19 protein-coding genes are annotated in these 24,298 nt (G+C 66.5%); 10 read left to right on the top strand and 9 right to left on the bottom strand.

The features are described from left to right. Nucleotides 1–33: 33 nt before the first annotated feature. Together cysN and cysD are read right to left on the bottom strand one after the other, a co-directional pair. On the bottom strand, nt 34–1,947 hold the full coding sequence (gene cysN / locus DT343_RS09880; protein WP_112862760.1) for a sulfate adenylyltransferase subunit CysN: 1,914 nt from the start codon (nt 1,945–1,947) through the stop codon (nt 34–36). Next, on the bottom strand, nt 1,947–2,915 hold the full coding sequence (gene cysD, locus DT343_RS09875) for a sulfate adenylyltransferase subunit CysD (protein ID WP_112862759.1): 969 nt from the start codon (nt 2,913–2,915) through the stop codon (nt 1,947–1,949). The genes cysN and cysD overlap by 1 nt, the downstream gene beginning before the upstream one ends. 148 nt (nt 2,916–3,063) lie before the next feature. Between cysD and DT343_RS09870 the strand changes: the two genes are divergently transcribed. Continuing rightward, the gene (locus DT343_RS09870; RefSeq protein WP_112862758.1) at nt 3,064–3,615 is read left to right on the top strand and encodes a lipocalin family protein; all 552 of its coding nucleotides are present in this window, start codon (nt 3,064–3,066) and stop codon (nt 3,613–3,615) included. 12 nt (nt 3,616–3,627) lie between these two features. Further along, complete coding sequence (locus DT343_RS09865) at nt 3,628–4,950, top strand: PQQ-dependent sugar dehydrogenase (RefSeq protein ID WP_112862757.1); 1,323 nt, start codon at nt 3,628–3,630, stop codon at nt 4,948–4,950. A gap of 57 nt (nt 4,951–5,007) precedes the next feature. Here the strand turns inward: DT343_RS09865 and DT343_RS09860 are convergent, their stop codons facing one another. After that, on the bottom strand, nt 5,008–5,568 hold the full coding sequence (locus DT343_RS09860) for a hypothetical protein (protein ID WP_146756737.1): 561 nt from the start codon (nt 5,566–5,568) through the stop codon (nt 5,008–5,010). Nucleotides 5,569–5,893: 325 nt separating this feature from the next. Here DT343_RS09860 and DT343_RS09855 point away from each other — a divergent pair, with 325 nt between their 5' ends. The 6 genes from DT343_RS09855 (at nt 5,894) to DT343_RS09830 (ending at nt 11,908) form a co-directional block, all read left to right on the top strand. Beyond that, on the top strand, nt 5,894–7,693 hold the full coding sequence (locus DT343_RS09855) for a long-chain-acyl-CoA synthetase (protein WP_112862755.1): 1,800 nt from the start codon (nt 5,894–5,896) through the stop codon (nt 7,691–7,693). An 86-nt stretch (nt 7,694–7,779) separates the two neighbouring features. Continuing rightward, complete coding sequence (gene motA / locus DT343_RS09850; RefSeq protein ID WP_112862754.1) at nt 7,780–8,646, top strand: flagellar motor stator protein MotA; 867 nt, start codon at nt 7,780–7,782, stop codon at nt 8,644–8,646. Between the two features lie 98 nt (nt 8,647–8,744). Beyond that, nucleotides 8,745–9,050 (top strand): hypothetical protein, encoded by a 306-nt coding sequence (locus DT343_RS09845; RefSeq protein WP_045811531.1) that lies wholly within the window; start codon nt 8,745–8,747, stop codon nt 9,048–9,050. Nucleotides 9,051–9,134: 84 nt separating this feature from the next. Next, complete coding sequence (gene mnmC / locus DT343_RS09840) at nt 9,135–10,967, top strand: FAD-dependent 5-carboxymethylaminomethyl-2-thiouridine(34) oxidoreductase MnmC (RefSeq protein WP_112862753.1); 1,833 nt, start codon at nt 9,135–9,137, stop codon at nt 10,965–10,967. Between the two features lie 26 nt (nt 10,968–10,993). Next, nucleotides 10,994–11,380 carry a DUF6491 family protein gene (locus tag DT343_RS09835; protein ID WP_112862752.1) on the top strand — a complete coding sequence of 129 codons (387 nt, stop codon included), beginning with the start codon at nt 10,994–10,996 and terminating at the stop codon, nt 11,378–11,380. Between the two features lie 87 nt (nt 11,381–11,467). Beyond that, nucleotides 11,468–11,908, top strand: coding sequence for a hypothetical protein (locus DT343_RS09830; protein WP_112862751.1), 441 nt, complete (start codon nt 11,468–11,470; stop codon nt 11,906–11,908). Between the two features lie 47 nt (nt 11,909–11,955). On the opposite strand, the gene DT343_RS09825 is transcribed toward DT343_RS09830, so the two are convergent. After that, nucleotides 11,956–12,417: a MarR family winged helix-turn-helix transcriptional regulator gene (locus DT343_RS09825; RefSeq protein ID WP_112862750.1), complete on the bottom strand. Its 462-nt coding sequence runs from the start codon at nt 12,415–12,417 to the stop codon at nt 11,956–11,958. Between the two features lie 136 nt (nt 12,418–12,553). Between DT343_RS09825 and DT343_RS09820 the strand changes: the two genes are divergently transcribed. Continuing rightward, nucleotides 12,554–14,080: a methyl-accepting chemotaxis protein gene (locus DT343_RS09820; protein ID WP_220116673.1), complete on the top strand. Its 1,527-nt coding sequence runs from the start codon at nt 12,554–12,556 to the stop codon at nt 14,078–14,080. Between the two features lie 30 nt (nt 14,081–14,110). Here DT343_RS09820 and gyrB read toward each other — a convergent pair whose 3' ends face one another. From gyrB to rpsT, 5 genes are all read right to left on the bottom strand, one after another. Then, nucleotides 14,111–16,537, bottom strand: a complete 2,427-nt coding sequence (gyrB, locus tag DT343_RS09815) for a DNA topoisomerase (ATP-hydrolyzing) subunit B (protein ID WP_112862748.1) — start codon at nt 16,535–16,537, stop codon at nt 14,111–14,113. Nucleotides 16,538–16,681: 144 nt separating this feature from the next. Further along, nucleotides 16,682–17,803: a DNA replication/repair protein RecF gene (recF, locus tag DT343_RS09810; RefSeq protein ID WP_112862747.1), complete on the bottom strand. Its 1,122-nt coding sequence runs from the start codon at nt 17,801–17,803 to the stop codon at nt 16,682–16,684. A 29-nt stretch (nt 17,804–17,832) separates the two neighbouring features. Beyond that, the gene (dnaN, locus tag DT343_RS09805) at nt 17,833–18,951 is read right to left on the bottom strand and encodes a DNA polymerase III subunit beta (RefSeq protein WP_017505940.1); all 1,119 of its coding nucleotides are present in this window, start codon (nt 18,949–18,951) and stop codon (nt 17,833–17,835) included. Between the two features lie 195 nt (nt 18,952–19,146). After that, on the bottom strand, nt 19,147–20,622 hold the full coding sequence (gene dnaA / locus DT343_RS09800; RefSeq protein WP_439897223.1) for a chromosomal replication initiator protein DnaA: 1,476 nt from the start codon (nt 20,620–20,622) through the stop codon (nt 19,147–19,149). Nucleotides 20,623–21,077: 455 nt separating this feature from the next. Next, nucleotides 21,078–21,347 (bottom strand): 30S ribosomal protein S20, encoded by a 270-nt coding sequence (gene rpsT / locus DT343_RS09795; RefSeq protein WP_017505938.1) that lies wholly within the window; start codon nt 21,345–21,347, stop codon nt 21,078–21,080. Nucleotides 21,348–21,686: 339 nt separating this feature from the next. Between rpsT and DT343_RS09790 the strand changes: the two genes are divergently transcribed. After that, on the top strand, nt 21,687–24,245 hold the full coding sequence (locus tag DT343_RS09790) for a TonB-dependent receptor plug domain-containing protein (RefSeq protein ID WP_112862745.1): 2,559 nt from the start codon (nt 21,687–21,689) through the stop codon (nt 24,243–24,245). Nucleotides 24,246–24,298: the final 53 nt, after the last annotated feature.

The following is a 24,298-nucleotide window of genomic DNA, read 5'->3' as shown; positions in this document are numbered from 1 at the left end:
TAGAGCGTCCGGCGAACGGTCAAGGTTCCGAACCTAGATGGCGAAGTCCTCGATCGAGAAGCGCCCATCCAGCCAAGCGACGATGCGCTCGGCGGCGTCCTCGGGCGACATGGTGGTGGTGTCCACGACGATCTCGGGGTGTTCGGGCGCTTCATAAGGGCTGTCGATGCCGGTGAAGTTCTTGAGCTCTCCGGCGCGGGCCTTTTTGTAGAGGCCCTTGACGTCGCGGGCCTCGGCCACCGCCAGGGGCGTGTCGACGTGGACCTCGACGAACTCGCCCTCGCCCAGCAGATCGCGGGCCAGGCGGCGCTCGGCGCGGAAGGGCGAGATGAAGCTGACCAGGACGATCAGGCCGGCGTCCACCATCAGTTTGGAAACTTCGGCGACGCGGCGGATGTTCTCGACCCGGTCCTCCTCCGTAAAGCCCAGGTCGCGGTTCAGGCCGTGGCGGACATTGTCGCCGTCCAGCAGATAGGTGTGGCGACCGTCGGCGTGGAGCCGCTTTTCCACCAGATCGGCGATGGTCGATTTGCCCGCGCCCGACAGGCCGGTCAGCCAGACGACGCGGCCTGTCTGGTTCTTGATCGTGGCGCGCGCCGCCTTGTCGACCGACAGCGCCTGCCAGTGGATGTTGTGGGCGCGGCGCAGGGCGAAGTGCAGCAAACCCGCCCCGACCGTGCGGTTCGAGATCCGGTCGATCAGGATGAAACCGCCCAGATCCTTGTTCTGAGCGTAGGAGGCGAAGGCGACGGGGGCGTCCAGGGACAGATTGCAGACGCCGATTTCGTTCAGCTCCAGCCGCTTGGCCGGCTGCTGCTCCAGGGTGTTGACGTTCACCTTGTGCTTGGGCTCGGTGATGGTGGCGCCCACCAGTTTGGCGCCGATCTTGAGCAAGTAAGGCCGGCCCGGCAGCAGGGGTTCGTCGTCCATCCAGACCACCGTGGCCTCGAACTGGTCGGCCGCCTCGGGCGGGGCGTCGGCGCTGGCCAGGACGTCGCCGCGCGAAACATCGATCTCGTCGGCCAGGGTCAGGGTGATCGACTGGCCGGCGACGGCCAAGCTCAAGTCGCCGTCGGCGGTGACGATGCGGGCCACGGTCGAGGTGCGGCCCGACGGCAGGACGCGGACGGGATCGCCGGGGCGCACGGTCCCGGCGGCGATCTGGCCGGAGAAGCCGCGGAAATCCAGATTGGGTCGGTTCACCCACTGCACTGGCAGGCGTAACGGATCGGCCTGAAGAGCGTCGCCGACCTCCAGCGTTTCCAGCAGGCTCATCAGCGGCGGCCCGGCGTACCAGGGCGAATGAGCGCTGGGTTCAGTGATATTGTCGCCGCGCAGGGCCGACATCGGGATGGCGTCGAAGGCCTGAAGCCCGATCTGGGCGGCGAAGGCGCGGAAGTCGGAAACGATGGCGTCGAACACCGCCTGAGACCAGCCCATGAGGTCCATCTTGCTGACGGCTAGGATGACGTGGCGGATGCCCAAAAGGCTGACCAGATAGGCGTGCCGCCGCGTCTGGGTCAGGACGCCCCGGCGCGCGTCGATCAGGATGACGGCGGCGTCCGCAGTGGAGGCGCCGGTGACCATGTTGCGTGTGTACTGTTCGTGGCCCGGCGTGTCGGCGACGATGAACTTCCGCTTCTCGGTCGAGAAGAAGCGATAGGCGACGTCGATGGTGATGCCCTGTTCCCGCTCGGCGGCCAGGCCGTCGACCAGCAGGGCGAAGTCGATGTCGCCGCCCTGGGTGCCCACCCGGCGGCTGTCCGCCTCCAGTGCCGCCATCTGATCCTCGAAGATCATCTTGGAGTCGTACAGCAACCGGCCGATCAGGGTGGACTTGCCGTCGTCCACACTGCCGCAGGTGATGAAGCGCAGCAGGCTCTTATGCTGGTGGGCGTCCAGATAGGCGTCGATGTCGTGGGCGATCAGATCCGATTGGTGGGCCATCAGAAATAGCCCTCCTGCTTCTTCTTCTCCATCGAGGCGGATTGGTCGTGGTCGATCATCCGACCCTGGCGCTCGGAGGTGGTGGTCAGCAGCATTTCCTGGATGACCTCAGGCAGAGTCGCGGCCGTGCTCTCGACCGCCCCGGTCAAGGGATAGCAGCCCAGGGTGCGGAAGCGGACGGACTTCATCTGCGGCGTCTCGCCGGGACGCAGGCGGAACCGGTCGTCATCGACCATGATCAGGGCGCCGTCACGTTCCACCACCGGCCGTTCGGCGGCCAGATAGAGCGGCACAATGGGGATCTGCTCCAAGTGGATGTATTGCCAGACGTCCAGTTCGGTCCAGTTTGAGATCGGGAAGACGCGGATGCTCTCGCCCGGCTGTTTGCGCGTGTTGTAGAGCCGCCAGAGTTCCGGCCTCTGGTTCTTCGGATCCCAGCGATGCTCGGCGGTGCGGAACGAGAAGATCCGCTCCTTGGCGCGCGACTTCTCCTCGTCGCGACGGGCGCCGCCGAAGGCCGCGTCGAAGCCGTAATGGTTCAGGGCCTGTTTCAAACCTTCGGTCTTCCACAGGTCCGTGTGCAGGGCCGAGCCGTGATCGAACGGGTTGATGCCGCGTGCGACGGCCTCGGGGTTCTGATGGACCAGCAGTTGGACGCCCAGATCGGCGGCGGCCTGTTCGCGCATCGCGTACATGGCGCGAAACTTCCACGTCGTGTCGACGTGCAGAAGCGGGAAGGGCGGCCTGGACGGATAGAAGGCCTTCTTCGCCAGGTGCAGCATGACGGCTGAATCCTTGCCGATCGAATACAGCATGACCGGGCGCTCGGCCTCGGCCGCCACCTCGCGCAGGATGTGGATGCTCTCGGCCTCCAGGCGCTGAAGGTGTGTCAGGCGCGGCGCGGACAGGGCGGCAGGTCTTCTGGTCAGGGTGGCGGTGGTCACCGGGGCGTCTCCGTCGAACTCCATGTGACAACGCCAATGCGCGCCAGGGGACAAGCGAGGGTTCCTGTTCCCCGCTAGGAGATTTTCGGCCCGCAGCGTCCGATTTCGCCGTCGGTGCGTAACGGAACCAGGGTCGCTGGAAGCGGCTTATGGCTTCGAAACGGAAACGCCCATGTCCAGCCTGAAATCCCTGGCCGCATCCGCCGTCGCCGCGATCGCGCTGGCGGGATGCGTGACCGCGCCGTCCCCGTCCGAATATCGCGCGCCGCAGCCGGCCAAGCCGGTGGATGTGCAGCGTCTGTGGTCCGGGCGCTGGCACGAGATCGCGCGCCTGCCGGATCGGTTGACCGACGGCTGCGTCGCCGGCGCATCGATCTATACGCCGGTGGACGGCGCGCGGGTCGATGTGCGCGACACCTGTCAGGTCGGCACGCCGGACGGCAAGGAAAAGGCCATCGGCGGACGGGGCGAAATCCTCGATCCCGGAACGAACGCCAAGCTGAGGGTCAAATATCTGGCCGGGTTCGTGACCTGGGACTATTGGGTGCTGGATCGGGCGGACGATTACAGCTGGTTCATCTCGGCGGATCCGACCTTCAATCGCCTGTTCATCTACACGCGCGACCTGCCCAGCGAGCAGCAGGTGCGCGCCCTGACCGAACGGGCGCGGGCCCTTGGTTACGACGTCAGTCGTCTGGAGTTCCCGGCCCAACCGGCGCGGTAAGGATCAAAGGTCATGCGCTCGCCACGGACGGTTTTGTTCGCCTCGACACTGCTCGCGACGGTGATCGGTTTGGGAGCCTGCGCGGGTGGGACAGCCTTGCCCGTCGCAGCGGGATTTGGTCCGGACCCGCAACTGCCGGCGCCGCGTCAGGGCTTGCTGCCCACCGTCAACATCGCCCCGGCGTCGAGCTGGCCCGAAGGCGCGACGCCGGTCGCGGCGGTGGGTTTGCGCGTTCAGGCGTTCGCGACAGGCCTGGATCACCCGCGCTGGCTCTATCGCCTGCCCAACGGCGATATTCTGGTCGCGGAGTCGAATGCGCCGCCCAAGCCCGAAGACAAGAAGGGCGGCCTGCGTGGCTGGGTGATGGGCAAGGTCATGGCCAAGGCCGGCGCCGGTGTCCCAAGTCCCAACAAGATCGTCCTGCTGCGGGACGCGGACGGCGACGGCGCAGCGGAGATCAAGACCGATTTCCTGACCGGACTGAACTCGCCGTTCGGCATGGCATTGGTGGGCGACCGTCTCTACGTCGCCAACGCCGATGCGGTGGTGGCCTTTCCGTATCAGAGCGGCCAGACGCGGATCGACGCGGCGGCCACGAAGGTCGTAGACCTGCCCGCCGGCCGCAATCACCATTGGACCAAGAGCCTTGTCGCCAGCCCTGACGGCCGGCGGCTTTATGTCGGCGTCGGCTCCAACTCCAACGTTGGCGAGAACGGCCTGGACGAGGAAGTCGATCGCGCCGCCATACTAGAGATCGATCCGGCGACGGGCGCGCGGCAGGTCTATGCCTCGGGCCTGCGCAATCCGGTCGGCATGGACTGGAACCCGCAGACCGGCCAGCTGTGGGTGGCGGTCAACGAGCGTGATGAGATCGGCGACGATCTGGCGCCCGACTATATGACCTCGGTGGCGCCGGGCGCCTTTTATGGCTGGCCGTGGAGCTATTACGGCCAAAATGTCGATACGCGCCCACCCGCCAATCCGACGATGGTCGCGCGCGCGATCCGGCCGGATTACGCCCTGGGCGCGCACACGGCGTCGCTGGGGCTGACATTCGGCGAGGGCGCGAACCTGTTGCCGCCGGCCTTGCGCTCGGGCGTTTTCGTCGGGCAGCACGGGTCGTGGAACCGCAGCGTCCGCAGCGGCTATAAGGTGATTTTCGTGCCGTTCGTCGATGGACGTCCCGCCGGGCCGCCGCAAGATGTTCTGACCGGATTTCTGAACGCCCGGGGTCAGGCTCAGGGCCGGCCTGTGGGGGTGCAGATCGATCGGCACGGGGCGCTGCTGGTCGCCGACGACGTGGGCAATGTCATCTGGCGCGTCAGCGGGGCTTGAGTGTGATCATAGAAAAAGCCCCGACCGAGGCCGGGGCTCTTCTTTTGCTGACCGCAATCAGTTTTGCGGTTGGACCGTGATCGTCGGCTCAGTTCGCATGGTCACGACCGGAGCCGGGGTCGAAGCCGCGGGCGCGGTGTTCAACTGGCTGGTGCTCGACGTCGAAGCGGCCGGCGCGGTGTAGGGTTGCGGGCCCGCAGGCGCGGCAGGCGTTTCAACACGGGCGGCGGCGGGCCGTTCAACAGCCGGCGCAGAGCGACGGGCCACGGGTTCGGCGCGGCGCGCGACCGGCGCAGGCGCAGCAGAGGGGGTCGAAGCGGCGGCCGGCGTGGGGGCGACTTCGACCGGGGCGGGCGTGACCGGCGTTTGGGCGGCCGTCATTGCGGCGGGCGCGGTCTGCATAGCAGGCGCGGCGGTCTCGGCCGGCTGGGCGGGAGCGGTCTGTTCGCCGCCCATCATCATGGCGACGCCGCTGCCCAGCAGCACCACCGCGCCGATCGGGGCCAGGATCATCCAAGTCTTCACCGACTTCTTGGACTTGGTCGGACGGGCGTAGCGCGGAACGAAGGTCGTGTCAGCGCGGGCTTCGGTATTGGCGTTGGCATAGGTCATAGACATCGTTTCTGTCCTCCATAACGTCGATCAACCAACCCGCCGTTCCGCAACGCCGTTCCGCCTAAAGCGCAAAAGCCCCGAAGAAACACCGTTTCCGCCCGGAATGGGGCGAAGACCGTGCGCGCGGCCGCCGCATTTGTCGTCAATGCGGCAATAAAAAGCAGGACGATGCTCTGGATTTCCGCCGCGTCAACCGAACAAATGGATCACGGCCGGGCGGCAATTTGTCAGGTTCGCGAAGGATTGCGGACCCTACGGTTGACCCGACCGGCCGCCTTCGTCCATCACCGGACCGGGTGGAACACGCAATGACCGGAGTACGGCGCGCATGGGTTTTGTAGCCAATATCCGCAGGGATGTCCGGTTCGCGCGCGGCCTGTTCCGTCTGTTGAAACGCATCAAGCCGATCGAGTTGGACAGCGACGTCCTGCTCTGTGACGACTTTGAAGAAGCGGTCGACAAGTTCGCCGACAACATCGCTATCGACGACGGGCAGCGCACCCTGACCTATCGCGACCTGGACGCCATGGCGAACCGCTTCGCCCATTGGGCCAAGAACCGGGGTCTGCGTCGCAGCGACACCATCGCCCTGATGATGACCAACCGGATCGAGTATCTGGCGGCGTGGATCGGCTTCTCCAAGGTCGGCATCGCCACGGCCCTGATCAACACCAATCTGAACGGACAGGGGCTGGCTCACTGCCTGGCCATCTCCAAGGCCTTCAACGTCGTCGCTGACGAGGATTGCTGGCGTCAGATCGAGGAGGCGCGGCCTCTGGTCGATCACAACCTGGCGCTCTGGGTTCTGGGCTTGACCGACGATTTGGAGACCAGCGACCGTCGCGGCCTGGACAAGCCCGTGCGCGGCGGGTCTTCGGTGCGGCCGTCCAAGTCGGCGCGCGAAGGCCTGACCAACCGCGACACCGCCCTTTATATCTACACCTCCGGCACGACCGGTCTGCCCAAGGCGGCGCGCATCCCGCATTCGCGCGCCCGGACCTATATGCGCGCCTTCGCCGGCGCCACGCGTTCGACGCCCGAAGACCGGATCTTCAACGTCCTGCCGCTGTATCACTCGACCGGCGGTCTGGTCGGGGTGGGCGCAGCGCTGTTGAACGGTGCGCGGTTGGTGATCCGCAAGAAGTTTTCGGCCAGCACCTTCTGGCCTGACGTGCGCTCGTCGGGCGCGACCATGTTCGTCTATATCGGCGAGCTGTGCCGCTATCTGGTCAACTGCCCGCCGCATGAGGACGAGACCAAGCACAAGCTGCGTCTGGCGTTCGGCAACGGCCTGCGCGCCGATGTCTGGCCCGACTTCCAGAGCCGGTTTAAGATCCCCGACATCCTGGAGTTCTACGGCTCGACCGAAGGCAATGTCTCGCTGTTCAACTTCGACGGCAAACAGGGCGCGATCGGTCGGGTGCCGAGCTTCCTGAAGTCGCAGATCAATATCCGCCTGGTCGAGTTCGACGTGGAGACCGAACAGCCGATCCGCGGCTCGGACGGTCTGTGTCGCCTGGCGCGCGTCGGCGAGGTCGGCGAAGCCATCGGCCTGATCGGCAACGACATCCGCCACGACTTCTCGGGCTATGCCGACAAGGCCGCCTCGCAGAAGAAGATCCTGACCGACGTGTTCAAGAAGGGCGACCGCTGGTTCCGCACCGGCGACCTGATGAAGCAGGACAAGGAAGGCTATTTCTACTTCGTCGATCGGATGGGCGACACCTTCCGCTGGAAGGGCGAGAACGTCTCGACCTCCGAGGTCGAACAGGTGCTGATGGACGCGCCGGGCGTGACCGAAGCCATCGTCTATGGCGTGCCTGTTCCGGCCCAGGACGGCAAGGCCGGCATGGCGGCCCTGGTGGTGGAAGGCAAGTTCGACGCCCAGGCCTTCTCCGACCATGTCGAGGCCAAGCTGCCCGCCTATGCCCAGCCGGTGTTCGTGCGGCTGATCAAATCGGCCGAGACGACCGGGACCTTCAAATACCGCAAGGCCGATCTGGTGGTCGACGGGTTCGATCCGTCCAAGACCGGCGCCGCCCTCTACATACGGGGCGGAGCTGCGGGCTATCAGAAGCTGACGGCGGCCGGACGCAACGCCATCCTGAAGGGCGAAACCCGTCTGTGACGACTGGGAAGGCGGCGTTCGCGAAACGCCGTCTTAATGATTAATGGCGATAGTCCCGACCTCTCGCGTCAGGATTGTTCGCCCCCATGTTCCAGATCATCGGCATCGTGCTGCTGTTCGGCCTCGTCTTCGGCAGCTACGCCATTTCGGGCGGCAAGTTCGAAGTGATCATGCACGCCGCGCCGCATGAGCTGATGGCCATCGGCGGGGCGGGCATCGCCGCCTTTCTGATCTCCAACTCCCTGCCGGTGATCAAGGGATCCATGGCGGGGCTGGGCAAGACCTTCGCCGGGCCGAAGTGGAAGAAGCAGGACTACAAGGACCTGCTGTCGCTGTTGTTCCAGCTGACCAAGACGATGAAGTCCAAGGGCGTGGTGGCGCTGGAAAGCCATATCGAAAAGCCCAAGGAATCAACAATCTTCCAGAAGTACCCCAAGGTGCTGAAGGACCATTTCGCCGTCGACTTCATCTGCGACACCCTGCGGATGATGACGATGAACCTGGAGGATCCGCACCAGGTCGAGGATGCGATGGAAAAGCAGCTCGAAAAGCATCACCACGAGCATCTGGAAAACGCCCACGCGCTTCAGAACCTGGCCGACGGCCTGCCTGCACTGGGCATCGTCGCGGCCGTGTTGGGGGTCATCAAGACCATGGGTTCGATCACCGAGCCGCCCGAGGTTCTAGGCGGTATGATCGGCGGCGCCCTGGTCGGCACATTCATGGGCGTGTTCCTGGCCTATGGTCTGGTCGGTCCGTTCGCGGCGCGCCTGACGGCGATCATCAACGAGGAAGCCGCCTACTATAAGATCATCCAGTCGGTGCTGGTCGCCCACCTGCACGGCAACGCCGCCCAGATCTCGGTCGAGATCGGCCGGGGCGACATCCCGTCGTCGGCGCAGCCGTCGTTCAGCGAGATGGAAGAGGCGCTGAACAGCATCACCGCCGACTGATCCCGACTTTCCTGATCTTAACTTGCCCTGCCGCGCGCGGCGGCCCTATCGTTTGCGCCAAGAGACGTTCCGGTCTCGCAAGCTTCGGAGACATCTTTATGCGTATCAAAGCCCTCGTCGCCGCATCCGCCGCGCTCCTGGTCCTGGCCGCCTGCAGCAAGGCCCCGGAAGAAAAGGCCGAAGCGCCGGCTACCGATGCGGTCGAGGCCGCCGGCAGCGCTGAAGAAGCCGCCCTGACGGTCGATCAGGCCGCCAAGGACGCCGAAGCGGCGGCCAATCAGGCCATTCAGGAAGACACCGCCGCCCAGGCCGCCACGACGATGCAGGGCGCCGACGCCTCAGCCGCCGCGCCCGCCCCCGTCGCGCCGGCCGAGCCTGCGCATGGTCCGGCGGCCGCCCACTAGGCCGCGTCGACACCAAAGCTTAAAGAGGCCGCTCCGACCGGGCGGCCTTTTTCATGTCGGCGACGAAGGTGCTAGAGCCGCGCGATGACGCCTGACGACGACGCCTCGCCCCTATTGACTTGGACCGAAGAGGGCGAGCCGCGCTCCGGCCGGTTCGGCGACGTCTATTTCTCGCGAGACGACGGCCTGGCCGAGACGCGGGCGGTGTTTCTGACGGGGTGCGGCCTGCCGGACGCCTGGATGGGGCGGGATCATTTCACGGTGGCTGAGCTGGGGTTCGGCACGGGGCTGAACATCGCCGCCCTGCTGGACCTTTGGCGACGAACGCGGCCCGAGGGCGGGCGGCTGCACATCTTCTCTGTCGAGGGGTTTCCGCTGACGGCGGCGGAAGCGGTGCGGGCGCTGGGCGCCTGGCCCGAACTGACGGAGGCGACCGAGGCCTTGATCGCAAGCTGGCCGGCCGCAACGCCGGGCTTTCACCGGGTGGACCTGCCGGGCTTCGACGCCGTGCTGGACCTGGCGGTTGGCGATGCCGCCTGGGCGCTGGAGCAGTGGTCGGGATCGGCGGACGCCTGGTTCCTGGACGGTTTTTCGCCTGCGCTGAACCCGGGCATGTGGTCGCCCGAAGTGATGGCCTTGATTGCCGAGCGCTCGGCGCCGGGCGCGCGCCTGGCCACCTTCACTGTCGCCGGGGCTGTGCGGCGGAGCCTGGCCGAGCAGGGTTTCGTCGTCGAGAAGCGCCCCGGTCATGGCCGCAAGCGCGAGCGGCTTGAGGCCCATCTACCCTCGGCTTTCGAACCGTCGCCGCCGCCCCGCGTCGCCGTGATCGGCGCGGGCGTCGCCGGCGCGTCGGTGGCTCGTGCGCTGTACGCGCAGGGCGTCCGGGCGATGGTGTTCGAGGGTGAGCACCCCGGCGCGGGCGGATCTGGCTTTCCGGCGGCCCTGGTCACGCCGCGTCTGGACGCCGGCGACCACGGCATCGCCGCCCTGCACGCCCAGGCGCTGGAGCGGGCGCGGCATCTGTATGCCGCGATCCCGGACGCCGTAACGGGCCACGGCGTGCTGCAACTGCCCCAGGTGCCGCGGGATGCGGCCCGGTTCGAAAAGATCGCTCGCCAGCCGATCTGGAATGCTGATGACATGGCTGTGCTGGACGAAGGGGCGGCGTCAATCGTGGCCGGCGAAGCAACGGGGCAAGGCGGTCTGCTGATGAAGGGCGCATTCGCGGTGCGCCCTGCGGCGGTGCTCTCGACCTGGCTTTCGGACGCGGAGGTGCGCTCTGAGCGCGTGATGCGGCTGGAGCGCGCCGACGGCTGCTGGCGCTTGATTGGCGAAGCCGACGTCGTGCTGGGCGAGGTCGATGCGGTGGTTCTCGCCGCCGGCTGGGGATCGGCCGCTCTGCTGGACGGGTTCGACCAGACGCCGCGCCTTTCGCCCGTGCGGGGCCAGGCGGACTGGATCGACGGGGACGTGACCATCCACCCCATGGCCTGGGGCGGCTATGCGGTTCCGACGGGCCAAGGCGTGCTGTTCGGCGCGACCCATGATCGGGGCGACACCGACGCGGCGGCGCGCGAGGACGACAGCGCGCGAAATCTGGCGACCTTGGAAGCGCGCCTGCCGGTATTGGCCGAGCGCATCGCGGCGGCCGGGCCTGTTCAGCATCGGGCGGCAGTCCGCGCCACGACGCCGGATCGCCTGCCTTTGGCCGGCGCTCTCGATGAGGGCCTCTATGTGCTCGGCGGTCTGGGGTCGCGCGGCTTTTGCGTCGCGCCCTTGCTGGGCGAGCATGTCGCCGCCGTCATCCTTGGTCAGCCCTCGCCCCTGCCGCGCGATCTGGCGGCGCGCGTGTCGCCCCGGCGGCCTGCGGTCCTGACGGAAGCCCTTGCATCGTTCTCGCCGACGCGCGCAGGATGAAGCGGGGGCTTGTTCAGGAGTTGAATATGCATCGTCTCATCCTGTCGTCGGCGGCCCTCCTCGCCTTGTCGGCCTGTGCGCCATCTCCGGGTATGGCGACGGCCAGCCGCGCCGACGCCGGCCAGTGCTTCCGGCCCAATCTGGTGCGCAACTTCATCGCGCCGAACGACCAGACCCTGTACGTCCGCACGGCGGACGCCGGGGTATTCCAGATCGAAACCCCCTTCTGTCGCGACATGACCCGCGCCCTGTCGATCGCGCTGGAACCTGTCGCCGGATCCAGCCGGCTGTGTCCCGGCGATCAGGCCGCCTTGCTCAGCCCGGCGACGGGGCCTCAACCGTGCCGCGTGCGCATCGCCAGGAAGCTGACGACCGCAGAGATCGAGGCCCTGCCGTCTCGCGATCGGCCCTGATCGAAAACGCTTTCGAAGCCTCCGGGAGAGATTGAATTCTCGCTCGCGCGGGTATGAAATGATCGTCTTGCCTGGGGAGGGAAGAGGATGATCAGAACCATCGGCGTGGCGGCGATCCTGGCGACGGCGGCGATCGCATCGCCATCGGCGGCCGAAAGCTGGGCCGTTTTTTCGCGCAGCGATTCTACCGTTTATCTCGTAGATACCGATGCGCTGACGCCGGTGGACGGCGTGGCGACGACGCGGATGGCGCGGGTGCCCGCGCGCGGCGAGGCGATCAGTCTCAACCATGAGACCGAAGAGGTCATGGTGCGCTGTTCGGACGGCCAGTCGCGTTCCGGGGCGACAGTCACCTACGGCGCGGATGGCGTGGAGACCGACCGCTATTCCGAGGACACGCCGTGGGAGGCGACGACGAGCACCAGCATCTACGGCGCGATCAAGCACTTCGCCTGCGAGGACATGCGGCCTCAGACGGCGGCCTTTCCGACTATCCAGGCCTTCATCGCCGGCGGACGCGGTCAGTAGACCCGCAAGTGCGGTAAGATCGTCCGGATGCGACAGGGCGGGCGAGACTATGTCAAAGCCTCGTTCATGTCTTGCAGGAGACGCCTGAGCGCGGCGATCTGTTCGGACGTGACCGGGAGTTGGTGGACGACTTCGCGTCGAACGCGCAGGAGGTCGTGACGCAGCCCGTTCCCCTTCGCTGTCGTTTCCACCCAGACCCGTCGCTCATCGCGTTCGTCGCGTTTGCGCGTGACGAGCCCGGCCGCCTCCATGCGCTTGACCAGCGGCGTCAGTGATCCCGTCTCCATCGAGATGCGGTCGCCGAGGTCGCCCATCGTCATTGGGCCGTCGAACTCCCACAGCGCGATGAGAACCAGATACTGGGGATGGGTGAGGCCAAGCGGGGTCAGAAGCCTGCGGTAAAGCCGCGTGATGAGGCTACTGCTGGTTTGCAGGGCAAGGCAGAGCTGCTGATCGACATGCAGTTCGGCAAGATCGTCCGGTGCGATCGGCTGTTGCGACGAGGTCATTGGCCCAATCCCAGCGAGAAAGACACAGACGCTAACATCATAAACGATAAATAAATCGTGCTTGATATAATCAATATTAAGTTTTCGGAGCGAAGAGGGCGCTCGGTCTCATCCCTCGAGCCGACAGGAGAAGATGATGTTCGGCCTTGGTTTCAAGACACGCAGAGCGCAGCAGGCGGTAGAGGCGGAAATCCATAGTCTCGTGGCCGCGGTGGATCGGTCTCAGGCGGTGATCCAGTTCGACCTGGATGGGACGGTGCGCGAGGCGAATGCGAACTTCCTGTCGGTCATCGGCTATGAGCTCGGCGAGATCGTGGGGCGGCATCACCGTATGTTCGTCGATCCGTCGGAGGCGCAGAGCCCTGCCTATGCCGAGTTCTGGCGTCGGTTGAACGCCGGCGAGTTCGTCGCCGACAAGTTCGTGCGCTACGGCAAGGGCGGCAAGCGCGTCGTGATCGAGGCGAGCTACAATCCGATCCTCGACAAGGACGGCCGCCCCTACAAGGTGGTCAAGTTCGCCATGGACGTGACTGCGGTGGAGCAGGAGCGCGAGCGCCGCGCCGAGATCGAGCGCGAGGCCGCCCAGGTCCAGGCCGCGGTCGTCGCGGGCACGGCCAAGGGCCTGTCGGCCATGGCGGCGGGCGACCTGTCCTATCGCATCCAGGATGAGTTCCCCGGCGACTACGCCGTCCTGCGCGCCAACTTCAACCAGGCCATGGGCGCTCTGGACGAGGCGGTCGGGGTGATCGGAACGAACGCCGGATCGATGCAGTCGGGCGCACAGGAGATCAGCAGCGCCGCCGAGGACCTGTCGCGCCGCACCGAACAACAGGCCGCCAGCCTGGAGGAAACCGCCGCCGCGCTGGACCAGATCACCGCGACCGTGCGCAAGACCGCCGAGAACGCCCAGGCGGCGGACGGGGTCGTCACCCAAGGACGCAGCCAGGCCGAAACCGGCGGCGTGGTCGTGCAGAAGGCCGTCGCCGCCATGGGCGAGATCGAGCGTTCGTCGGATCAGATCAGCCAGATCATCGGCGTCATCGACGAGATCGCCTTCCAAACGAATCTTCTGGCCCTGAACGCCGGGGTCGAGGCCGCGCGCGCCGGCGAGGCCGGTCGCGGCTTCGCCGTCGTCGCCTCGGAAGTGCGCGCCCTGGCCCAGCGTTCGGCGGACTCGGCCAAGGAGATCAAGACGCTCATCTCGGCCAGCTCCAGCCAGGTCAAGGACGGGGTGGTTCTGGTCCGCCAGTCGGGCGAGGCCCTGGCGGGCATTGCGGGCCGGATCGAGGAGATCACCACCCTGATGAGCGAGATCCGCGCCTCGACCCAGGAACAGGCGGTGGGTCTGGCCGAGGTCAACACCGCCGTGAACCAGATGGATCAGGTCACCCAGCAGAACGCGGCCATGGTCGAACAGTCGACCGCCGCCAGTCTGAGCCTGAGCCGCGAGGCCGCCGAATTGGCCGAACTGGTCGGCCGCTTCGAGACCAGCCAGGTCGCCGCCAAGGCCCCCACACCGATCCATCAGCCCGCCGTCCAGCAGATGAAGGCGCGCGTCGAAAGCTTCGCCCGCGCCCACGCCGCCCCCGCCCGCGCCCGCATGGCCGCAGGCGGCGGACAGGCCGCCATCGCCGCCGTCCAATCCGACTGGGAGGAGTTCTGATGACGACGAGCGTCCGCGTCGTCGTCGCCGTCAGACGTCGACGGCGGCGTCCAGGGCGTTGTCCTGGATGAACTCGCGGCGGGGTTCGACCACGTCGCCCATCAGTTTGGCGAACAGGTCGTTGGCGTCTTCCTCGTGCTCGACCGAGACCTGCAGCAGGGTACGAGCGTTGACGTCCAGCGTCGTCTCCCACAACTGCTCGGGGTTCATCTCGCCCAGGCCCTTGTAGCGCTGGATCGACAGGCCCTTCTTGCCGGCGTCCAGCACGGCGGTCAGCAGGTCCAGCGGACCGCGAATGGTCGTGGACTTGTCCTTGCGGCGGTAGGTGGCGGGGGCGACGAAGACGCCGTCGAAAGCGGCTGCGCGTTCGGCCAGACGACGGGCGTCCAGCGAGCGGATCAGGGTCTCCTCCAGCACGATGGTCTCCTGTACCGCGCGACGGGTGCGGGTGAAGACCACGGCGCCCTGTTCGCCCGGCGCGCCCGTCCACTCGCCATCGCCCTCTTCGGCGTAGAGGTTGAGGCGCACGGCGGCGGCGGCCGAGGCGGTCGCCATGTCCGAATGCTCGGCGAACAGACCGGCGAGCGCCGCCTGTTCGATGGCGAAGGCGGGGGCGCGCTGGCTGAGGCGATCGACGCTGGCGCTGAAGGCCTTGGCCTCGCGCACCAGGGATTGCAGGTCCAGACCCAGTCGACGCTCGCCGGTGGACAGATCCAGCTCGGCCTCCGACGAACCTTCCTCGATCAGATAGGCGTCCATCTCGGCCTGATCCTTCAGGTAGCGCGACTGCTTGCCCTTGGAGACCTTATAGAGGGGCGGCTGGGCGATATAGACGTGGCCGCGCGTGATCAGCTCGGGCATCTGACGATAGAAGAAGGTCAGCAGCAGGGTGCGGATGTGGGCGCCGTCGACGTCGGCGTCCGCCATAAGGATGATCTTGTGATATCGCAGCTTGTCGGCGTTGAAATCGTCGCGGCCGATGCCGGTGCCCAGCGCCAGGATCAGCGTGCCGATCAGGTCCGACGACAGCATCCGGTCAAAGCGCGCGCGCTCGACGTTCAGGATCTTGCCGCGGAGGGGCAGGACGGCCTGGTTCTCGCGGTTGCGCGCCTGTTTGGCCGAGCCGCCGGCGGAATCGCCCTCGACGATGAACAGTTCGGACTTGGCGGGATCGCGTTCCTGGCAGTCGGCCAGCTTGCCCGGCAGGCTCGAGATTTCCAGCGCGGACTTGCGCCGCGTCAGGTCGCGGGCCTTGCGGGCGGCCTCACGCGCCGACGCCGCCTCGATGATCTTGGCCACGATCTGCTTGGCCTCGACGGGGTGTTCCTCAAACCAGGTCGCCAGGCCTTCCGAACACAGGCTTTCGACGGCCGGACGCACTTCGGAGGAGACCAGCTTGTCCTTGGTCTGCGAGCTGAACTTGGGATCCGGCACCTTGACCGACAGGACGCAGGTCAGACCCTCGCGCGCATCCTCGCCGGTGACGGAGACCTTCTCCTTCTTGCCGGCGCCCGAGCTCTCGATATAGCCGCCCATGACGCGCGTCAGACTGGCGCGGAAGGCCGACAGGTGGGTGCCTCCATCCCGCTGGGGGATGTTGTTGGTGAAGCACAGCATGGTCTCGTGGTAGCTGTCGTTCCACCACAGGGCGAGATCCAGTTCGATCCCTTCCTTCTTGCCGCGAATGACGATGACGTCCTTCAGGATCGGCGTCTTGGACTTGTCGAGGTGGCGCACGAAGGCTTCGACCCCGCCCTCGTAGTGCAGGATCATCTCGACCGGCTCGGCGTGGCGCTGGTCGGCCAGCTTGATGACCACGCCCGAGTTCAGGAAGGCCAATTCGCGCAGACGGTGTTCCAGCGTCTTCAGGTCGAAATCGATGTGGCTGAAGGTCGTGACGGACGGGAAGAAGGTGACCTCGGTCCCGCTCAGCGGCTTGCCGGTGTCCTGGCGAATGGGGGCGTCGCCGGTGACTTCCAGCGACTTGACCGTGTCGCCGCGCTCGAAGCGCATCTGGTGCGCCTTGCCGTCGCGATAGATTTTCAGCTCCAGCCAGTCGGACAGGGCGTTGACCACGGACACGCCCACACCGTGCAGACCGCCGGACACCTTGTAGGAATTCTGGTCGAACTTACCGCCGGCGTGCAGCTGGGTCATGATGACCTCGGCCGCCGAGACGCCTTCGCCTTCGTGGATGCCTGTGGGAATGCCGCGGCCGTTGTCGGTCACGGTGACCGAGCCATCGCTGTTCAGGATGACCTGGACCAGGTCGGCGTGGCCGGCCAAGGCCTCGTCGATGGCGTTATCGACCACCTCATAGACCATGTGGTGCAGGCCCGAGCCGTCGTCGGTGTCGCCGATATACATGCCGGGGCGTTTGCGCACGGCGTCCAGGCCTTTGAGAACCTTGATGGAATCGGCGCCGTATTCGGGCAGGTCGGCAATCGGATCGGTCATGAAGTCATTGGCTCTGAAGTCCCGACCGGGACGGGGATGGAGCGCCGGACCCGGCGCTCGAATCGACGGCGGGATCGCACCGCGCCGAAGCCCTCAACATATAGGAAATTCCGGCGAAAAAGCGAGGAATTCCGCGATTAGAGCCTAGTCGGTTTCCAGCGCGCCGCCGGCCACGCGGACGAACTGGGCGCGGCCTTCCAGACCGGCGAACAGGTCGCGTTCGGTCCCGGTCATGAAGGCCTGCAGATCCAGCGCCGTGATCTCGTCGAATAGGGCCGTGCGGCGTGCCTCGTCGAGGTGGGCGGGGGCTTCGTCCAGCAGCAGGATCGGGCGCGCAGCATGATCTGAAAGCCGCGCGATCTGAGCCAAAATTAGGTTCAGGACCAAGGCCTTCTGCTCACCCGAAGAGCCCTCGGCCGCAGGGCGCTGTTTCTCGCGGTGAAGCGCGGTCAGGTCGGTGCGATGCGGCCCGAACAGCGAGCGGCCGGCGGCGCCGTCGCGGGCGCGGGCCTTGGCCAGGCCCTCGCGGATGGCGGCGGCGATCTCGTCCTCCTCGGCGCCCGCTTCGGCCATCTGTTCGGCGGCGCCGTCCAGACCCAGGTCGGCCTGGGGGAAGGGACGATCGCTGCGGGCGTCGATGGCGGCCTGAAGCGCGTGCAGGGCGGCGACGCGGGCGAGGGCGGCGCGGGCTCCGGCCTCGCCCAGCCGAAGCTCCAGCGCGTCCAGCCAGACGAGGTCGGCTTCACGCCCGTCTTGAGCGTCGTTCAGCAGGCGCAGACGCTCGCGCAGCGCCTTTTCGTAGGCGGAGACGCTGGCGGCGTGATCGGGATCGGCGGCGAAGACCAGTCGGTCGAAGAACTTCAACCGCTCGGCGCGCGCGTCCGAGAACAGCCGGTCCTGTTCCGGCGTCGCCCAGACGGGACGCAGATAGTCGAGCAGTCGCCCGGGCTGGGCCGTCTCGCCGTCGATCCGCACGATGCGCCGCGCCGCGCCCGCCGTCTGAACGCCAGTGCCCAGCCGCGTCTCGTCGTCCAGTTCGACCATGACCGCCCAGGCGCGTCCTGTCGCCTCGCCCGGCTCGCGCCGGCCCATCTCGGCGGCGGTGGCGCCGCGCAGCCCCTTGCCGGGGGTCAGAAGGCTGATCGCCTCCAGAAGATTGGTCTTGCCCGCCCCGTTTGGGCCGTGAAGCACCACAGGCCCGGAGGTCATTTCCAGCCGCGCCCCTGCATAGGAGCGGAAGTCGGTGAGGGTGAGGGAGGTGATCACGCTCGCTCTCTAACGCGCGTGAGGCAGGATTACACCCGAAGCGGCATCAGCACATACTGGACCCCGGGATCGCCCGGATCGAGCACCAGGGTCGGGGAGGCGGGGTCGGCGAAGCGGAAGGCGGCGTTTTCGCCCGTGATCTGGCCGGCGACGTCCAGCAGGTAGCGGGCGTTGAAGCCGATCTCAAACGGTTCGTCGGAATAGCCGATCTCGACCTCTTCCTCGGCCTGGCCGGCTTCCATGTTGCGCACGGTCAGCTTCACCCGGTCGTTGTCGAACGCCAGTTTCACCGAACGGCTCTTCTCGGCCGAGATGGTGGCGACGCGGTCGACGGCCTTGGCGAACAGGGCGTTGTCGATGTCGGCCTGTTTGTCGTTGCCGCGCGGGATGACGCGCAGATAGTCGGGGAAGGCGCCGTCGATGACCTTGGAGGTCAGGGACGCCTCGCCCATCTGGAAGCGGATCTTCTGGGCCGAGACGGTGACCTCTACGGGTGCGCCGGCGTCGTCCAACAGGCGACGGACCTGATCCACCGTCTTGCGCGGCACGATCACGCCGGGGCCGCCGGCCGCGCCCTCGGGCGCCGGGGTCTCGGCCAGGGCCAGGCGGTGGCCGTCGGTGGCGACGGCGCGCAACAGAGGAATGCCGGCCTCGGCGACCGTGTGCAGATACAGGCCGTTCAGATAGTAGCGCGTTTCCTCGGTCGAGACCGCAAACCGCGTCTTGTCGATCAGGCGGGCCAGATCCTCCTTGGGCAGGACATAGGAGGCGCCGGCGCTGTCGGTGGACATGACGGGGAAGTCGCCCGCCGGCAGGACCGGCAGGTTGAAGCGCGACCGGCCGGCCGAGACGACCAGGCGGGGATCGTCGCCCGAATAGAGCAGCGAGACCTCGGCGCCTTCCGGCAGCTTGCGCACGATCTCGTACAGGGTGTGGGCGGGGGCCGTGATCTGGCCCTCGACCTGAACTTGGGCCTCGGCCTCGTCCACCATCTCCATGTCCAGATCGGTGGCGGCGAAGGCCAGCCGGTCGCGGCCCGCGCTCAGCAGGACGTTGGACAGGATCGGAATGGTGTTTCGACGTTCGACGACGCTCTGCACGTGGCCCAGGGCCTTCAGGAGCGCGGATCGTTCGATGGTCAGCTGCATGTCGTCTCGCCCGGCGCGGCCGACTCGCAAGGCGGCTGCGGTTAAGTGACCTGGGACACTAGCGGATTGGGCGCGGGCTGCAAGGAAGTGGCGCGTGGTTAGTGGCGAGTGGCGAGTGGATATTGGGGGCAACTCGGTAGGAGGAGACAGTTTCTCCTCACTCGTCACTCGCCACGCGTCACTCGCCGCTCGAAATCAGCCCCGCAGCTTGCGCGTCAGGGCCTCGACGTCGCGGGCGATCTGATCGTCCTGCGGCATCAGCTCCTCGATCTTGCGCACGCCGTGCAGGACCGTGGTGTGGTCGCGCCCGCCGAAACGGCGACCGATGTCGGGGTAGGAGCGGGTCGTGTGCTGCTTGCACAGATACATGGCGATCTGGCGCGGGCGGGCGACCGAACGGGTGCGGCGTTCGCTGAGCAGGTCGGCCTGTTTCATGTTGAAGTGGTCGGCGACCGTCTTCTGAATCTCGTCCACGGTGATGCGGCGCTCGGGCCCGCCGCGCATGGCCATGCCCAGCAAGGTCGAGGCTTCGTCGACCGACACCGACGACAGGCGCGCGCCCGCAGCGGCGGCCAGGGTATTCACGGCGCCCTCGAGCTCGCGCATCGAGCCGGGGGTGCGGTCCACCAGCTGGGCCAGGACCTCAGGGTTGGCCTCGCCCTGGACGACGCCCAGAGCCGACAGCGCCTTCAGACGGTTCTGGGCCACGGCGATCTTCAGCTCGCGGTCGCCTGCCTCGACCGGGCAGGTCAGGCCGGCGGCGAGGTGGCTGCGCAGGCGCGGCTCGACCTCGGTCAGGGCCATGGGCGCACGGTCGGCCGAGAAGACGATGCGTTTGCCGTCCTCGATCAGGGCGGTCAGGGTCGAGAGCAGTTCTTCCTGGGTCGACGTCTTGCCGCCCACGAACTGGACGTCGTCCAGCAGCAGCATGTCGGCCGAGCGCAGGCTTTCCTTGAAGACGGCGGTCGAGCGGTCCTGCATCGCCTTGACGAAGGTCGACAGGAAGCGTTCGGCGGTCAGATAGACCACCTTGGCCTCGGGCCGCAGACGCTGGGCCTCCCAGGCGATGGCGTTCAGCAGGTGGGTCTTGCCGTAGCCGTAGGGGCCGCAGAAGAAGACGGGGTTGAAGTGACCGTCGGCCCAGCTGGCCACCTGTTTGGCGATGGCCAGGGCGAAGGCGTTGCCCTGACCCTCGACGAAGCTGTCGAACGTCAGGCGATCCTGCAGACCGGCGGCGCGCACGGCGCGAGCGCCGTCAGCGCTGATGGGGGCGGCAGGCGCCATCTGCGGCGAGGCGGCGAAGGCGGCCAGGCGCGGGGCGGCGTCCACCACAGTGCCCGGCATCACGGCCGAGGCCGGCGGGGCCGAACCCACTTCGGCGCGGCAACGCACCTCGAGGCGGCGCGACAGGCCGTCCAGGCCCAGCCACAGCTCGTTCATGCGACGCAGGGCGTTCTTGCGCACCCAGTCGCGGGCATAGGCGGTCGGGGTGACCAGGATCAGATGGCCGGCGTTGTCCAGGCGGACGGCCGACGGAGCGATATAGGAGGAGAAGGGGCCATCGCCGATTTCAGCGCGCAGGCGCACGGAGGCCTCGCTCCAGATGCGGTCCGGATCCGTCAGTCCCGACGTCTTCGTTCCGCCTGCCATCGCCGTTGCGCCCCCAACCATCTTTGCCCGCCCACCTTAGAAGAACCATTCCGACCTTCCGCGCTTCAGGGCGATGGTTCAGGGACGACTTCTCCTGCGCCGAAAAGCTAGGCTTTTCGGACGGGGTCTAACCTCTGAACAGACATCTCCCGCCGACGCGAAACCTAAGCTCCGCGCCGTCTTCATCCGTGCTGGGATGGAAGTGCGTTAGAGGCCAAAACTTACGCCGAGAGCCGGGTGGGTCAACGCTGATTCGTTGGTCGATTCGCAGTTAAATTGTTTGACTCCGCCAAACCCTGACGCCGCTTGGAATTTCGGAGAGATCGAGGCTCGTCGATCGTAGTTTTAAATTTTGACAGTTAGCGCCGCAACGCAAAACGGCGAAGGAGCTTGCGCGCCTTCGCCGTTGATCTTGCTTGATAATCCCACAACGAAACAGCGACAGCTGCTCCGTTTGCTGTTGGATTAATTTTGGCTCAGGCGGCCGACAGCTTCTTCAGCTGGGCGGCCAGGCGCGAGACTTTGCGCGAGCCGGTGTTCTTGTGAACGACGCCCTTGGAGACGGCGCGCATCAGCTCGGACTGAGCCTCGATGAAGGCGGTCTTGGCGACGGCGGCGTCGCCGCCGGCCAGAGCTTCCTGGAACTTGCGCAGATAGGTGCGGACGCGCGAACGGCGCGCCTTGTTCACTTCGGTACGCGCTTCGATCTTGCGGATCGCCTTGCGGGCGCCGGGGTTGTTGGCCATGTCAAACCTTCGAACGGAAAACGCCGCGGAGCACACGTCCACGGCGCGGAAATCTCAAGAGGGCGGGCCTATAGCCGAAAGCCCGGAGGCGGTCAACGCGGAGTCTTCATCGCTGGACTCCGAGGTTGGGCCAAGACTGCTGTTTGCGCGCGCCTTGCGCGCCGCCTTCAGAATGCAACCCAACAGTCTTTAACGCGCTGTGGCGCGCTTTCCGTCGCAGGTTTTTGCTTTCTGTTGAGAGCGCGCAACGCTTTCACTTTGTTCATGAATTGTGTCGTCTTGCGGCCATGTTTGTCCCGTCCTGACAAGGTCTGAAATCATCTCCCGGATCGTCGTTCCATGACCCAGACCGCGCTTTTCCTGCTTGCGCTGGCCCCCGCCGCCGGTGTCGTCCAGCCTGTCCAGGCCCAAACCACCGAGGCCGAACCCGTAGAAGCTCAGGCGCAGTTCCAGCAGGAGGAGCCGACGGTCGTTCTGCCGGACGTGGAGGTGACGGCGGCGCGGCGCGGGGTGGCCCTGGGCGGGCAGGAACCGATCGTCTCTTATGACTCCGCCCAGATTCAGGCGTTCGGCGCGACCAACATCGGCGAACTGATTACCCTGCTGGAGGCCCAGACCCGCAGCGCGCGCGGCGGGTCTCCGGTCTTCCTGGTCAACGGGCGGCGTATCTCGGGCTTCCGCGAAATCCGCGGCATTCCGCCCGAGGCCATCGAGCGGTTCGACGTCCTGCCGGAAGAGACCGCATTGTCCTATGGCTACAGCGCCAATCAGCGGGTGGTGAACATCGTGCTGAAGGCGGACTTCAAGTCCCTGACCGCCTCGGTCAACGTCAGCCGGCCCGAGCAGGGCGGTCGCACGACCACCGCCAGCGAGAACAACGTCCTGCGCATCGCCGGCTCGGACCGCTGGTCAGTCGATATCAACGGCACGACCTCCAACACCCTGTTCGAGACCGAGCGCGACATCGATCGCAGCGCGACGACGGGCGGCGACAGCGAACTGGCCAACGCCTATCGCACCCTGCTGCCCAAGACGGACGAGCTGTCGGTGTCGGGAACCTACAAGCACGACCTGAACGACAAGGTTGGCATGACGCTGAGCGGCAGCGTGGAGGACTCCAACAGCTACAGCTATCAGGGCCTGCCCAATGTTCAGCTGACTGTGCCGGGGACCAATCCGTTCTCGCCGACCGGCCAGGAAATCAATCTGTTCAGCTATCTGGACCTGCCCGGGGCTCTGACGCGCAAGACCGATACGCGCACCGCCGAACTGGGCACCGTGTTCGACGGCTATGTGGGTGACTGGCGCTGGACGGCGACGGGGGAATACAGCCGTGTCGAGACCGACACCACGACGGGACGCGGCGTCGATGCGGATGCGCTGCAGGATCTGATCGCGGGCGATCTGACCGTTAATCCGTTCGGCGACCTGACCGACCGGGCCATCGTCAATCCGCGCGACACCGCCAACTCCGTGGCCCAGACGGCGACGGCGGAGCTGGTGCTGAACGGGCGTCCTTATGAACTGCCGGCCGGCGACATCACCTCGACCTTCAAGGTCGGGGCCGGTTATCAATCGCTGGATTCCGAGAGCCTGCGGTTCTCCGAGAGCCTGGGTTCAAGTGTCGCCGTGGATCGCTCGCAGTCGCGCAACTCGGGCAGCGTCCAGGCCAACTTCGATCTGCCGATCTCCAACGTCGAGCGCGGCGTCCTGCCCAAGATCGGCGATCTGTCGGCCAATCTGAATCTGGCCTATCAGGAGCTGTCCGACTTCGGCGGCGTGTCCTCGGTCGGGGCCGGGCTGAACTGGTCGCCGGTCGAGCGGCTGTCCTTCTCCGCCAACTATTCCGATGAGGGCAAGGCCCCGACGGTCCAGCAGCTGAACGACCCGACAGTATCGACGCCGAATACGCCGGTCTTCGACTTCCGCACCGGCCAGACCGTCGAGATCAACCGGATTACCGGCGGCGATCCCAATTTGCAGGCCGAGGATCGGCGCATCCTGAAGCTGGGCATTAACTGGCAGCCGGTGTCGGACAAGGATTTCCGCCTGAACCTGGCCTACACCCGCACCGAGGCGGACAACGAAATCTCCAGCTTCCCGGCCATCACGCCCGACCTTGAGGCGGCGCTGCCGGATCGGTTCGTTCGCGATGCGGACGGCAATCTGGTGTCCATCGACGCCCGTCCGTTGAACTTCTTCAAGCGCGAGCAGCAGGACGTTCAATGGGGCTTCAACTTCTCGCGCCCTTTCGGCAAGCCGAACCCCGCAGCGGCGGGCGGTCGTGGGCCGGGCGGACGCGGCGGTCCGGGCGGCGGCGGCATGATGATGATGGGCGGACCGGGCGGCCCTGGCGGCCCCGGCGGCGGCGGGCGGATGCGCGGCGGGCGTGGATCGGGAATGCAGCCTGGCCAAGGGATCTTCAACCTGTCGCTGACCCACACCTGGCGTGTCCAGGACGAGGTCACCATTCGCGACGGTCTGGCGCCGCTGGATCTTCTGGACGGCGATTCCATCTCCGGCTCGGGCGGTCAGTCGCGCCATGAGGTCCAGCTTCAAACCGGCCTTTCCAGAAACGGCGTGGGCGCCTTCGTCAACGCCAACTGGCGCTCGGGCACGACGGTCAATGGCGACGCGCTAGGTTCGCCCGATCTGGACTTCTCGGGCCGGACAACCGTCAATCTGTTCGCCTTCGCCGACCTGACCCAACGCACCTCATGGGTCGAGCGCTTCCCGTTCCTGAAGGGCACGCGGATCGGCTTCGGCGTTCAGAATATCTTCGACGACCGCGTCTCGGTGACCAGCAGCGACGGTCAGACGCCGGTCAACTATCAGCGCGACTATCTGGACCCGCAGGGGCGCGTCTTCCGCATCAATCTGCGCAAGATCCTCTTCTAAAGGATCAGGGCCAGACGGTCGCCAGGGCGATCATCACGACGGCGGCGGCGAGC

The sequence above is a fragment of the Brevundimonas vesicularis genome (assembly GCF_900445985.1).
In the GTDB taxonomy this organism is placed as follows: Bacteria; Pseudomonadota; Alphaproteobacteria; order Caulobacterales; family Caulobacteraceae; genus Brevundimonas; species Brevundimonas vesicularis_D.
The sequence above is the reverse complement of the archived record's forward strand: the minus strand, read 5'-3'. Positions and strand labels throughout refer to the sequence as shown.

Coding starts and splice junctions, on each gene's coding strand:
- cysN (WP_112862760.1), bottom strand. CDS start 1,947: ATGGCCCACCAATCGGATCTGATCGCCCACGACATCGACGCCTATCTG.
- cysD (WP_112862759.1), bottom strand. CDS start 2,915: ATGGAGTTCGACGGAGACGCCCCGGTGACCACCGCCACCCTGACCAGA.
- DT343_RS09870 (WP_112862758.1), top strand. CDS start 3,064: ATGTCCAGCCTGAAATCCCTGGCCGCATCCGCCGTCGCCGCGATCGCG.
- DT343_RS09865 (WP_112862757.1), top strand. CDS start 3,628: ATGCGCTCGCCACGGACGGTTTTGTTCGCCTCGACACTGCTCGCGACG.
- DT343_RS09860 (WP_146756737.1), bottom strand. CDS start 5,568: ATGTCTATGACCTATGCCAACGCCAATACCGAAGCCCGCGCTGACACG.
- DT343_RS09855 (WP_112862755.1), top strand. CDS start 5,894: ATGGGTTTTGTAGCCAATATCCGCAGGGATGTCCGGTTCGCGCGCGGC.
- motA (WP_112862754.1), top strand. CDS start 7,780: ATGTTCCAGATCATCGGCATCGTGCTGCTGTTCGGCCTCGTCTTCGGC.
- DT343_RS09845 (WP_045811531.1), top strand. CDS start 8,745: ATGCGTATCAAAGCCCTCGTCGCCGCATCCGCCGCGCTCCTGGTCCTG.
- mnmC (WP_112862753.1), top strand. CDS start 9,135: ATGACGCCTGACGACGACGCCTCGCCCCTATTGACTTGGACCGAAGAG.
- DT343_RS09835 (WP_112862752.1), top strand. CDS start 10,994: ATGCATCGTCTCATCCTGTCGTCGGCGGCCCTCCTCGCCTTGTCGGCC.
- DT343_RS09830 (WP_112862751.1), top strand. CDS start 11,468: ATGATCAGAACCATCGGCGTGGCGGCGATCCTGGCGACGGCGGCGATC.
- DT343_RS09825 (WP_112862750.1), bottom strand. CDS start 12,417: ATGACCTCGTCGCAACAGCCGATCGCACCGGACGATCTTGCCGAACTG.
- DT343_RS09820 (WP_220116673.1), top strand. CDS start 12,554: ATGTTCGGCCTTGGTTTCAAGACACGCAGAGCGCAGCAGGCGGTAGAG.
- gyrB (WP_112862748.1), bottom strand. CDS start 16,537: ATGACCGATCCGATTGCCGACCTGCCCGAATACGGCGCCGATTCCATC.
- dnaN (WP_017505940.1), bottom strand. CDS start 18,951: ATGCAGCTGACCATCGAACGATCCGCGCTCCTGAAGGCCCTGGGCCAC.
- dnaA (WP_439897223.1), bottom strand. CDS start 20,622: ATGGTTGGGGGCGCAACGGCGATGGCAGGCGGAACGAAGACGTCGGGA.
- rpsT (WP_017505938.1), bottom strand. CDS start 21,347: ATGGCCAACAACCCCGGCGCCCGCAAGGCGATCCGCAAGATCGAAGCG.
- DT343_RS09790 (WP_112862745.1), top strand. CDS start 21,687: ATGACCCAGACCGCGCTTTTCCTGCTTGCGCTGGCCCCCGCCGCCGGT.